Source organism: Chryseobacterium electrogenes (assembly GCF_053553015.1).
This window is the reverse complement of record NZ_JBNPPB010000002.1, coordinates 375532-388994: the sequence shown is the minus strand read 5'-3', so window position 1 is coordinate 388994 and position 13463 is coordinate 375532. Positions and strand designations below refer to the sequence as shown.

Annotated in this window: 9 protein-coding genes; 1 reads left to right on the top strand and 8 read right to left on the bottom strand. The window is 34.9% G+C overall.

Annotated features, from left to right (window positions below; all coding sequences use genetic code 11):
* Nucleotides 1-11: 11 nt before the first annotated feature.
* The 5 genes from ACQQ6V_RS01785 to ACQQ6V_RS01765 form a co-directional block, all read right to left on the bottom strand.
* A complete protein-coding gene (locus ACQQ6V_RS01785) occupies nt 12-1553 on the bottom strand; it encodes a PepSY-associated TM helix domain-containing protein (RefSeq protein WP_448843881.1) in 1542 nt (513 codons plus the stop codon).
* A 48-nt stretch (nt 1554-1601) separates the two neighbouring features.
* Entirely contained in the window at nt 1602-3941 is a 2340-nt protein-coding gene (locus tag ACQQ6V_RS01780; protein ID WP_448843880.1) for a TonB-dependent siderophore receptor, read from the bottom strand.
* A gap of 208 nt (nt 3942-4149) precedes the next feature.
* Nucleotides 4150-7329: a carbamoyl-phosphate synthase large subunit gene (carB, locus tag ACQQ6V_RS01775; protein ID WP_448843879.1), complete on the bottom strand. Its 3180-nt coding sequence runs from the start codon at nt 7327-7329 to the stop codon at nt 4150-4152.
* 144 nt (nt 7330-7473) lie between these two features.
* On the bottom strand, nt 7474-8550 hold the full coding sequence (locus tag ACQQ6V_RS01770) for a carbamoyl phosphate synthase small subunit (RefSeq protein ID WP_448843878.1): 1077 nt from the start codon (nt 8548-8550) through the stop codon (nt 7474-7476).
* 74 nt (nt 8551-8624) lie between these two features.
* Nucleotides 8625-9524: an aspartate carbamoyltransferase catalytic subunit gene (locus tag ACQQ6V_RS01765; RefSeq protein ID WP_448843877.1), complete on the bottom strand. Its 900-nt coding sequence runs from the start codon at nt 9522-9524 to the stop codon at nt 8625-8627.
* Between the two features lie 240 nt (nt 9525-9764).
* On the opposite strand from ACQQ6V_RS01765, the gene ACQQ6V_RS01760 reads away from it, so the two are divergent.
* A complete protein-coding gene (locus ACQQ6V_RS01760) occupies nt 9765-10220 on the top strand; it encodes an Lrp/AsnC family transcriptional regulator (protein WP_448843876.1) in 456 nt (151 codons plus the stop codon).
* On the opposite strand, the gene argH is transcribed toward ACQQ6V_RS01760, so the two are convergent.
* The 3 genes from argH to argB all read right to left on the bottom strand — a co-directional run bounded on the left by argH (nt 10217) and on the right by argB (nt 13444).
* A complete protein-coding gene (argH, locus tag ACQQ6V_RS01755; RefSeq protein ID WP_448843875.1) occupies nt 10217-11521 on the bottom strand; it encodes an argininosuccinate lyase in 1305 nt (434 codons plus the stop codon). The genes ACQQ6V_RS01760 and argH overlap by 4 nt on opposite strands.
* 71 nt (nt 11522-11592) lie before the next feature.
* Nucleotides 11593-12681, bottom strand: a complete 1089-nt coding sequence (locus ACQQ6V_RS01750; protein ID WP_448843874.1) for a M20 family metallo-hydrolase — start codon at nt 12679-12681, stop codon at nt 11593-11595.
* Complete coding sequence (argB, locus tag ACQQ6V_RS01745) at nt 12650-13444, bottom strand: acetylglutamate kinase (RefSeq protein WP_448843873.1); 795 nt, start codon at nt 13442-13444, stop codon at nt 12650-12652. Before argB ends, ACQQ6V_RS01750 begins: the two co-directional genes overlap by 32 nt.
* Nucleotides 13445-13463: the final 19 nt, after the last annotated feature.

Below are 13463 nucleotides of genomic sequence, written 5' to 3'. Positions count from 1 at the left end.
AATATTACAACTTAAAAGATATTCAATTTTAGAAAATTGATAATTAATATGACTGGAACAAAAACAATTACAAAAGCTAAAGAATAAGCAAAAAACTTCATCAGCAGAATTTTCTTTTTGTTGAAAATAGCGCCTATCAAATAAACTATAAAACAAATTAAAGCTATTATAAAATTAATTAAAACCATAATTGCAACATAGTATATTAAAAATACCGCTGGCGGAATTATAATCCCCGAAATAAGCCCATACAAAAAGCCGCACACAAATAATGAAACAAGTAAAACAGACGCATAAAGTAATCCTTTTTTTAAATAAAAAATAAAATTGCCTTTTGGTATTTGGGTTTTTACACTTTTTTTCTTTTCTGTTGCTGATGCATTAATTCTATTTTTTTGCTGCTTTTTATATCTAGGCCACCAGATAATAATACCTGTGATAAACAGTATTACTGGTATCAAACTGCCTAAAAGTGCTAAAATCCTTGTAGGCCAACCTCCAAAAGTCCCGTAATGCAAAGGCGTTACCCAACTTAAATATGACTTGCCAGCAGTAGGAAAATCAGCTTCACTATTAAGAAGAATTTTACCTGAGTATTGATCTACTATTAGCATAAGTCTATTGCCCGTATGAGCTTTACCTTTTGTATAAGCATCAAATCTATAAGAACCGTCCTTATCTTTAGGAATACTAATTCCCTTTATCTTAGCTTCCGGAAACAATACATATACCTTATCAGCTAACTGCTTAGGAGTTAATGGGTTTTGATTAGGGATAATTACTGATTTTGAAGAAAAAATAGACGCTACAGATTGTGGTGAGTTACCATTAATCATAAATAAAAAAGCAATAAAAATGGTATTAAATGTGATAACAAACCCAGTTAATGCCAAAGTAATAATAACTGGCGCACTAAATACGCCCAGTATATTATGCCAATCATAGTTTTGTCTTTTAAAACTTGTTTTAAAATCTACCGAAAGGCTTTTGCGTAGGTATTTAATTTTTTTTGGTAACCACAGCCGTATTCCACTGATTGTTAAAATAATCAAAGACAAAGCCGCAAACCCTACGATATATCGCCCTGCCTGCGGTATCAATAAAGTACGGTGGATGACTGTAACCACCCTGATAAAAGAACTACTAGCTATTCTTTTTCCCGAAATCTCTGCCGTGTAAGGATTAACAAAGAATTCGTTTTCGTCCTCTGTCCCAAAAAAGCGATATGCAGAAAGTGGATTTTCTTCATCTGTATCGATAATATATTCGAACTTTTTTTCTGGATATTTTTCTTTTATAATCGGAATAATTTCTTCAATCGGAATTCTATTATTGGTCTTTGCAATGGTAAAAAGTTCTGGATTGAGAGATCTATCAATTTCATCTTGAAAAATAAGAATACTCCCCGTAAGACCTACTATAGCAATGATAAATCCAGCGAAGAGTCCTAGATATAAATGCCACTTGCCAAACCATCTTTTTTGGTGAAAAGCCCACAGAATTTTTTTTAGCTTAATAGATTTTAATGTTCGTCGTTTCTTCAAAAACATCATAAACAAAGTATTTTGTGTAAAGTCTATCGATTAATAATCTAATTACTTTTAAAATTTTAAAGCAACACTAGCAATTATTTGACGAGGCATCTGTGGAGAAACAGACCAGTTACCAGTCCATATTTCTTCATCCAATAAGTTATTTGCACGTAAGCCTAAACTATACTTTGAGTTGTCGTATGATATTTTGGCACTCACTAACGAATATGCAGGTGCAATGAAAGCGCCATCTGGATTCTGATTCATAACATAAGTTTCGCCAACATAATTAATACCTGCACCAAAGCTCATATTTTTCAGAATTGTTTTAGAGAAATGATAATGTCCCCAGACATTAAATTGATTATAAGGTCCAGAACCCGCTGGTCTAAGCCCTTCTACAGTATAATCTCCTTTTGTCATATTACTGTCGTTATATGCATATCCCAACATAACATTAAGATTAGGTAAAGGATTACCTAAAAGCTCTGCCTCAAATCCTTTGCTTCTTTGGGTACCATCTTGTATGCTAAAGAACATATTATTAGGATCTATTCTTACTTTATCATCAACTTTGATATCATAATAACTTAGACTTCCTGTAAATAATCCATGGAAAAAACCAAATTTAACCCCGGTTTCCCACTGAGATGCATATTCTGGCTTAAATGAATTACCTTTCTCATCTGTCCCTGCAACATTCTTGAAACCAGACTGATAATTAGCAAACAAAGATATTTTATCTAATATAGGTTGATATACTAAACCAAATTTTGGAGAAAATGCCGTCTGATTAAAACCTCCATTCCAAGTATTAGTAATACCATTATAACTTCCTTTGGCATTAAAACGGTCATATCTTATTCCCGCATTAAGCAATAGCTTTTCTGTAACGTTAAGTACGTTATTAATATATCCACTGTATATATTAGTATTACTATCGTAGTTATTTTTTTTAGATTGATTGTTCTCTAACAAATTATCGATAGCATATCTTTCAAAATTATAATAATTAGGATTTTCTCCATTAACTTTAACAACATCAAAAATAGATTCATAACCAACCGTAAATAGTTTCCCCATGTAATTACGCCAATTAGACACACCCTTATAATGATAATAATCTAGACCAATTACCATACGGTTTCTTAACCCTCCAATATTAAAATCTCCTATAAAATTTTGTTGAATATCGTGTGAATCTACACTACTTTCGAATTTTCTTGATGTCCTAGCAATATAATCTGCGCCTGCTGTACCGTAATTAATCTGTCCTGTTGGGAAAGAAGTAAGAACTGCCGGCACAACGTTAGGTAGTATAATATGTCTAGTCTCGTAACCATCATCAGATCCGGAACTAAAAATACCTGATGTTATAGATTTCCATTGATTATTTATCTTATATTCCGTTTCAAAATTGATATTAAAACCTTGAGAATTTGCAATCATATTCTTATTGGTGAAAGAACGTTTTCTATCCAATCCTATCTCATTAACATTATTAGTCCCAAAAGCTTCTTTTATGCTATTAGGCATTTTGCTCAAAATATTATCAATATAAGCCTGAGGTACATTTTCTCCAGTTAATATCTGTTGCAAATATTGCTTAACAGAAGATGGCAAAATAGAAAACATAAAGCCATTTACCTTACCTGCAGATTCTGTACTAAAAAACTCTGAATTAATATTAATTTTCAGGTCATCATTTAATTGATAAGAAAAAGAAGGTGCTATGAGTGTATTTCTAAAATAGCCTCCATTATCCATAAAAGTTCCTTGGTTGGTATAAGAAGCATTAAGTCTAGATAAAAGTGTTTTTTCTTGATTAATAGGCAAGTTAACATCTAATCCAACTCTTTGGAAATTATATGAGCCAACACTAGCCTCCGTTGCAATATCCAATTCTTTATATGGCTTTTTTGTAACCCTATTAATTAATCCACCATAAGTAGTAACAACTCCCCCGAAAAGTGTTGCAGAAGGACCCTTTATAACCTCTATCATCGATACATTTTGTACATCAGTACTCAATGCTATATCACTTGCCAAGCCATTTGTAGCACGGATTTGTGTAGAAAAGCCTCTCATTACAAAGCTACCTCCACCATACATAATATTACCTGTCCAGCCATCGTTTGATTTATTAAGACCTGGTGCATAGCGCACAACATCTTCCAAATCATAAATCTTCTGCTGCGTAATTAATCTGCTGGTAATACCTGTGTATACCTGAGAATTTTCAAGATTTTTTAATGGCATTTTACCAACATAATTACTTTTATCAGAAATCACGGATTTGGTACCAATAATCTCAACCCCATCAATATTGGTTGATTTTATAGAATCATTTACTTGTTGAGCATTGATAAACTGAGATAACAACAAACAAGAAACAATTGCTTTTTTCATAATAGATAATTTTCTGCGAAAGTAATTAATTTTATTTATTCTAAATAAGATTATTTTTATTTTTTGAAAATTTAATATTAATATATTATAACAGTGACCCTAAACATAATTTTATAATTATAAATCAAATTAATAAAATCCACAAAATAAAAATCCTCGAAAATCAAAAAACTTTCGAGGATTAAATATTTAAGAATAATCTAAAGAATTACATCGCATTCATCTTGAAGCTCATACTTTCTATTACTTTTAGGATAGCTTCTACCGTATCCATTGAGGTTAGACATGGCACGCCATTTTCTACACTCATTCTTCGGATCTGGAAACCGTCTCTTTCGGCTTGTTTTCCTTTGGTCGTCGTATTAACCACATATTGAACTTTTCCTTTCTGGATAAGATCAATCAAGTTAACATCTTCCTCTCCTATTTTGTAACCAATTTTTGTCGGAATTTCATTTTCCTCAAAAAACTTAGCCGTGCCTTCTGTTGCCCAGATGCGGAATCCTATTTCTTGGAATCGTCTTGCCAACTCTGCTGCTTCCTTTTTATCTTTATCTGCCACCGTAAACAGGATTGAACCATGCATTGGCACCTTTCTTCCCGCTGCAACAAGTCCTTTATACAAAGCTTTTTCTAGAGTAGAATCTTTGCCCATTACTTCGCCAGTAGATTTCATTTCTGGACCCAGAGAGATATCAACTTTCGTTAATTTACTGAAAGAAAATACAGGAACTTTCACATAAACGCCTTCTTTATTAGGAACTAATCCATTTTTATAACCTAAGTCTTTTAGCTTTTGACCTAATATCGCTTTGGTAGCAAGATTCGCCATTGGGACATCGGTAATTTTTGATAAGAAAGGAACTGTTCTGGATGATCTTGGATTAACTTCTATAACATAAACATTACCTTCAGAAATCACATATTGGATATTCATGAGTCCAATCACATTAAGTCCTTTTGCCAACCTCGTTGTATAATCTACCAAAGTATCAATCTGAGAAGCTGATAAATTCTGTGGTGGATAGACCGCGATAGAATCTCCTGAGTGCACGCCAGCTCTTTCGATATGCTCCATAATCCCCGGAATAATTACTGTTTCTCCATCGCAAATGGCATCAACTTCTACTTCTTTACCAGTAAGATAACGATCAATCAAAATCGGATGTTCTGAGTTCTCATTAACCGCATTGGTCATATAATGATCGAGTTCTTTGGCATCGTAAACAATCTCCATCGCACGTCCACCAAGAACATAACTTGGTCTAACTAATACAGGGAAACCAATTTCGTTGGCGATAACTAAAGCTTCTTCTTTAGTGAAACAAGTCTTTCCTAAAGGTTGAGGAATATCTAAATCCTGCAGGGCTGCTTCAAATTTATTTCTGTTTTCTGCGCGATCAAGATCTTCTAAAGATGTACCTAAAATCTGAACACCATGCGCTGCTAATTTATCCGCCAAATTAATCGCTGTCTGACCTCCAAACTGCACCACAACGCCTTTTGGTTTTTCTAAGTCGATGATGTTCATCACATCTTCTTCGGTAAGCGGTTCGAAATATAATTTATCCGAAATGGAGAAGTCTGTAGAAACCGTCTCAGGATTATTATTGATGATAATCGCTTCGTAACCCATCTCTTTAATCGCCCAAACTGAATGTACTGTGGCATAATCAAACTCTACACCTTGTCCAATTCTTATTGGTCCTGATCCTAGAACGATAATTTTTTCTTTATCTGTTACAACACTTTCGTTTTCTTCCTCGTAAGTTCCGTAGAAATATGGTGTTTCTGAAGCAAATTCTGCCGCGCAAGTATCTACCATTTTGAAAACTGGAATCACGCCATTATCTTTTCTGTATTGATACACTTCACGTTGTGTCACTTCCCAAAGATGTGCGATGTTAAGATCGGCAAAACCTAATTGTTTGGCTTTAATTAAAGTTTCGAGATCCCACTTGTTATCTGCAATTTCTTTTTCGAAATCCACTAATTTTTTAAGTTTCCAAATAAAGAATTTATCAATCGTACTCCACTCTACAATCTGCTCCCAGTCATAACCTCTGCGCAAAGCATCGCAAATAATAAACAATCTTTCGTCATCACACACACGGATTCTTCTTTCGATTTCTTCAGGAGTTAATGCGTCTGCTTGTTTCTTTTTTAAGCCTAAATGTCTCAGACCAGTTTCCAAAGAACGAACGGCTTTTTGCAAAGATTCTTCAAAGTTTCTTCCGATGGCCATCACTTCACCTGTGGCTTTCATTTGGGTGGATAATCTTCTGTCTGCCGTCTCAAATTTATCAAAAGGAAATCTCGGAAACTTAGTCACCACGTAATCTAAAGCTGGTTCAAAACAAGCATAAGACGTTCCCGTCACAGGATTCATGATTTCGTCTAAGGTTAAACCTACAGCAATTTTAGCCGCAATTTTGGCAATCGGATAACCTGTCGCTTTACTCGCTAATGCTGAAGAACGAGATACTCTTGGGTTAACTTCGATGATATAATAATCAAAAGAATGTGGATCTAAAGCTAACTGAACATTACAACCACCTTCGATGCCTAAAGCTCTGATGATCTTAAGCGATGCATTTCTCAACATTTGATACTCTCTATCCGAAAGCGTCTGAGAAGGTGCAACAACGATAGAATCTCCCGTGTGAACGCCCACTGGATCTATATTTTCCATATTACAAACCACAATCGCATTGTCGTTGGCATCACGCATTACTTCGTATTCGATTTCTTTGAAACCCGCGATGGATTTTTCGATCAAACATTGGGTAACCGGCGAATATTTCAGTCCTAGTTCGGAGATTTCTCTAAGCTCGGCTTCATTAGAGGCAATACCGCCGCCCGTACCGCCCATCGTAAAAGCAGGACGGACAATGACAGGATAACCAATTCTATCAGCGAATGCCACCGATTCTTCCACCGTGTGCACAATGTCGGATTCTGGCACAGGCTCATTCAGTTCGCGCATCAATTCTCGGAACAAATCTCTGTCTTCTGCTCTGTTTATGGCAGAAAGTTTGGTTCCCAACACTTCCACTTTGCATTCTTCAAGGATACCAGACTTGTCTAATTCTACCGCCATATTAAGGCCTGTCTGCCCACCCAATGTTGGCAAAAGCGCATCTGGACGTTCTTTTCTGATGATGTGGCTTACAAACTGTAAAGAAATCGGTTCGATATAGACTTTATCTGCAATTTCTACATCAGTCATAATGGTGGCAGGATTAGAATTAATCAAAATCACCTTATAACCCTCTTCTCTTAACGACAGACAAGCTTGTGTGCCTGCGTAATCAAACTCTGCCGCCTGACCAATGATGATAGGCCCAGAACCGATTACTAATATTGTTTTTATGTCTTTTCTTTTCATTTTTTTTACTAGATTTTAGATGTGAGATATCAGATTTTAGACTTCTCACTTAGAAAATTTATTTTTTTCAGTTTAGATTCTTTACTTCGCTTTGCTACGTTTTATAATCAAAGATTAGACGTAGTCAATGACAAACTGAATGTTTTACTTATTCTTAAAATTTTCCATCATCTCGATAAACTCATCAAATAAATAGTTTGCATCTTCTGGCCCTGGACTAGCCTCTGGATGATATTGCACAGAGAAACAAGGGTGAATCTTATGCTTAATCCCTTCATTAGTTTTGTCATTAAGAGCAATGTGAGTTTCTACAAGATCTGTGGATTTTAAACTGTCTTGATCTACGGCGTAACCGTGATTTTGAGATGTTATAGCAACTTTATTTTTAGCTAAATCCAAAACAGGATGATTACCACCTCTATGTCCAAATTTTAGTTTGAAAGTCTTAGCACCACAAGCCAAAGCAACTAACTGATGACCGAGACAAATCCCGAAAATCGGCACTTTCCCAAGCAATCCTCTAATCATATCCAAAGCCTGAGGCACATCTTGTGGATCGCCAGGACCATTGGATAGCATAATGCCGTCCGGATCCATCATCAGGATTTCTTCGGCGGTGGTATCTTGTGATACCACTATGATATCACAGTTTCTTTGGGATAATTCTCTAATGATTCCTAATTTGGCACCAAAATCCACCAACACCACCTTGAAACCTCTTCCTGGATTAGCATAAGATGTTTTGGTAGAAACTTGCTCCACTTGGTTAATCTGGAAAATTTTAGATTTAAGTTCTTCAATAACTGAGCTTTCATCGGCGTCTGCATTAACAATCTTGCCTTTGACAACACCTTGATTTCTCAAAATTCTGGTTAATCTTCTCGTGTCAATCCCAGAAATACCAGAAAGATTCTTTCTCTCAAAAAACTCGTTTAAGTCCATTTGAGTTCTGAAATTGGATGGTAAATCACAAATTTCTTTGACAATTAGACCTTTAATCGCAGGTTCTATACTTTCGTAATCGTCACGGTTAATGCCATAATTTCCGATCAAAGGATAAGTCATGCACACCATCTGTCCGCAATATGACGGATCAGAGATAAGCTCCTGATAGCCGGTCATTCCGGTATTGAAAACTACCTCGCCATCGGTATCATGATTAGCGCCAAAACCATTTCCTAGGAAGATTTCGCCAGTTTCTAAAATTAATTTCTTTTTCATTTTTTTATTAGATGTTAGATTTCAGACCTTAAAAAATCAGACTATATTTAGCCTTATTTATAAAATCGTCTATCTTATTTCGTTGATTCAAATTCAAATCCTTGTTGCTCCAAAGCGTCTTTTAGAATTGCCATTCTTGCAAAAACGCCATTTTGCATTTGTTTAAAAATTCTTGATCGCTTGCCTTCTACCAAATTTGTATCAATCTCAACACCTCTATTAATTGGTGCTGGATGCATAATTATAGCATTAGGCTTCATCATTTTCTCTCTCTCTTTGGTGAGTCCATATTTTTTATGATATTCTTCTGGCGAAAAACTGATTTTAGAATCGTGTCTTTCATGCTGAATTCTCAATAACATTAATACATCAACCTCTTTTATTAGTTGGTCTAGATCAAGAAAAGTTCCGTTGATAATTGTCCCTTCATCAAACCAATGCTCTGGTCCAGAAAAGTAAACTTTAGCACCTAACTTCCTCAAGGCTTCGGCGTCAGAATTAGCAACTCTACTGTGTTTTACATCGCCTACAATCCCTATTTTCAGGTTCTCAAACTTCCCAAATTCCTGGTAAATTGTTAACAAATCCAAGATACACTGCGAAGGATGATTTCCTGTGCCGTCTCCTGCGTTAATAACTGGAATATTGATATTTTTCAATTCTTCATAGAAACGATCTTTCTTATGTCGAATAACTACTAAATTAACTCCAATACTTTCGATGGTTTTTACGGTATCAAAAAGACTTTCGCCCTTGTTAACCGAGCTGTGCATAACATCAAAAGGGATAACTTCTAATCCTAGCTTTCTCTCCGCAACATCAAAACTAGTTTTAGTCCTTGTACTATCTTCAAAAAAAAGATTAGAAACAAAAACTTGACCTTTAACTTTCATCGATCTCCCTTGAGAGATGTCTGTCGCATCTTGGATTATTTTATTAATCTTATCGACACTTAATTCTGTTGTATTTAGCATAATAATTTAGTTTTTGAACACAAAAAAAGCGAAGACAACAATCTTCGCTTTTATTAATAAATATCGTAAAGGGCGGCATCGCCCGGTAAATCTAATGATATCAATACTATTTTATTCATTAACTGCAAAGATAGAAGTTTTTATGTAATCCACAAAAATTAAGTTATTAAAACTAAGTATTTTTTATCTTATCATGGTTATTGTATTTTATTTTCTATTTTTGTTAAAATCTAAATTATTATGGACGCGAAAGACAGGATGATTCTCGGTATTCTTCAGGAAGATTCAACTTTATCAGTAAAAGAAATCTCTGAGAGAATTGGTCTAACTTTTACCCCAACCTACGAACGTATAAAGCAACTAGAAAAACAAAATATCGTTGAGAAATATGTTGCTCTCCTTAACCGAGAAAAACTAGGCCTTAACATTGTTATGTATTGTAATATTCGCCTAAAAGAGCAGTCTAAAAAAATGTTAGAAGCTTTTGAAGATTATATTATGAAATACGATGAGATCCAAGAAATCTTCAGCCTTTCTGGCGAATATGATTATATGCTAAAAATTGTTGCTAAGGATATTAATTCTTATAACGACTTTACTGTTAATGTGATTTCTAATACGCCTAATATTAGTCAATACCACAGCTCTATCGTATTACATGAGGTTAAAAAAACAACAACTTTCAAGCTAGATTAAGCTCTTAATTTCTCTTTAATTTTGTTAAACTGATATTCGATTTCTTCTAGACCGAGATTTCCGATGCTGCCTTTGTGCGTGTGATTGAGATGTTCTGTTTTGAAATCAAATTCGTTATTCTCTATCTCCTGGCCAACTTTGACATAAGCATCCCGGAAAGATAATCCCGCTTTTACTTCTTCATTAATTTTCTCAACACTAAAGAGATATTTATACTTTTCGTCTTCCAAAATATGGTTTTTAACTTCAATATTTGGTAAAGTATAATTAAGAATCTCAAGACATTCTTTAAGAGAATCTATTGCCGGAAATAATATTTCTTTTGTTAATTGTAAATCTCGATGGTAGCCAGAAGGCAGATTATTAGTCAGCAAAATCAACTCATTAGGTAACGACTGAATGCGATTACAACGTGCTCTTACCAACTCAAAAATATCTGGATTTTTCTTGTGCGGCATAATGCTACTTCCTGTTGTAAACTCCTTCGGGAAGCTAATAAAATCAAAATTCTGACTGAGATACAAACAAACATCATAAGAAAATTTACTCAACGTTCCTGCCAAAACAGACATAGATGACGCCAGCAATTTCTCTGATTTCCCACGTGTCATCTGAGCATAAACCGAATTAAAATTAAGCGTCTTAAAACCTAAATGATATGTCGTACTTTCTCTATCAATCGGAAACGAAGAACCATATCCAGCCGCCGAACCCAGAGGATTCTTATTAATGATATTTTTAACAGACAACAACAATTCTAGATCGTCCACCAAAGCTTCTGCATAAGCCCCAAACCAAAGCCCAAATGATGATGGCATCGCAATCTGAAAGTGCGTATAACCTGGTAACAAAACATTTTTATGCTGATGCGCCAAAGTAATTAAATGCTGAAAAAAAACATCCGTCAACTCCCCAATTTCTCTAATTTCTTCTAACAGATATAACTTGATATCCAACAAAACTTGATCGTTTCTTGATCGCGCCGTGTGGATTTTCTTCCCGACATCTCCTAGTTTCTCAATTAAAATAGATTCTATCTGAGAATGAATATCTTCTGCAGATTGATCAATCACAAACTGATTATTCTCAATATCAACCAAAATTTGATCTAAAACCGCCAACATATCTATCGATTCTTCTTTTGAAATAAGACCAACTTCAGCGAGCATTTTGCAATGTGCAATAGACCCCAACACATCATATTTTGCAAGTCTATCATCAAAATCTAAATCTCTACCCACCGTAAAAGTGTTAACGATATCATTCGATTTTTGCTGATCTTTTTGCCAAATTTTTTTCATTTTAATAAATTTTTGAAACTAAATTTTAAAAGGATAAAAATTAATTCTCCCCGTTCAAATTTTAACTTCGATTAAAGAACTTTCTCTAAAATATTGATGTAAATCTCAATACCTTCTTTAAGTTCTTGGATATAAATAAACTCATCTGCCGTGTGTGATCTCAGACTATCTCCAGGTCCAATCTTAACCGATGTACACGGAATAATCGCCTGATCGGACGATGTTGGAGATCCGTAAGTTGTCCTCCCCAAAGCAATCCCAGCTTGTACCAATGGATGACCGATATCGATCTTAGAAGAGTTAAGCCTGAAAGATCTTGGCGTCAAAGTAGATTTCATCTCTGACTGAATAATGTCAAAAACTTCCTGATTAGTATAAGCGTCCGTCACACGAACATCTAATGTAAAGTTGCATTTTTCTGGCACGACATTATGCTGAGTCCCTGCATTAATCACAGAAAGCGTCACTTTTACCTCACCCAAATAATCTGAAATCTTCGGGAATTTATAATTAAGAATATGTTGCAAATCTGCCATGCATTTCTCAATGGCATTGTCATCATTAGGATGCGCCGCATGAGAAGCCGTGCCAATCATTTCGCCATCAATGACCAAAAGACCTTTTTCTGCAATAGCGAGATTCATCTTGGTAGGTTCTCCAACAATGGCAAGATCAATCTTAGGAAGTTGCGGAAAAAGCGCTTCGATGCCGTCTAATCCAGAGATTTCTTCTTCAGCCGTCAATGCAATAATGAGATTATGTGATAGATTTTCTGCTTCATAAAAATGAAGAAAAACCTGCGCCATTGTCACCAAAGAAGCACCAGCATCATTACTTCCTAAGCCAAAAATTTTCCCTTCTTTTTCCACGGGAATAAAAGGGTCAAGAGTATAAGCTTTATTAGGCTTTACTGTGTCGTGATGCGTATTGAGAAGAATTGACGGTTTAGCTTCATCAAAATGTTTGTTGGTTGCCCAAATGTTATTTTTAAAACGATTAGTTGTAATATTTTTCTCTTTAAAAAAACTCTCTATCACTAAAGACACATCATATTCATCTTTGCTAAGAGAAGGCGTTGCGATAAGTTTCTTTAATAATTTGGTGGCGTTATCTAGCAATTCTGTTGTGTTATAAACAGATTTCGGTTCCTTGGTTGTCATGGGTTATATGTTGTTGTAATTTGGTTTCGTTGATTAAGAAAACCTTGTTCACATTATTATCTATTGCCGAAAAAGCATTTTTAAGTTTTGGTAAAATACCTTTATTAAGTTTTCCAGCTTTTATTAATTGTTTATATTTTTTTTGATCTAAAGTTTCAACGACAGACTCAGGATTGTTAATATCTTCTAACACGCCATCTTTATCGAAACAAAATAAAAGTTCTACTTCAAATTTACTAGACAATGCTTGCGCCAAAACAGATGCAATAGAATCTGCATTGGTATTAAGCAAATCGCCGTGATGATCGTGCGTTATTGCAGAAAACACAGGAATAAGATTGAGTTTCAAGAACTTTCTAATCATTTTAGAATTGACACTTTTACGGTTAACATCTCCTACAAAACCATAGTCTACATTAACAATTTCTCTTTTTTCTGCCTGAATAAGATTAGCATCTGCACCAGAAAATCCCATCGCATTGCAATCCCATTGTTGTAGTTTTGCCACGATATTTTTATTGATTTTCCCAGCATAGACCATGGTTGCAATATCCAAAGTATCTGCATCTGTAACGCGTCTGCCATCTACCATCTGCTGCGGAACATGAAGTTTATCTGCCAAAGTGTTGGTTAATTTTCCGCCACCGTGAACCAAAATTTTAGGTACAGAAATCTTCGCAAACTTCTCTAGAAAAGCATCCAGATCTTTTTCGTCGTCAATTAAAGCACCGCCTATCTTTATGATATATAATTTATCTTTCATGTCATTCACATTTGTCATT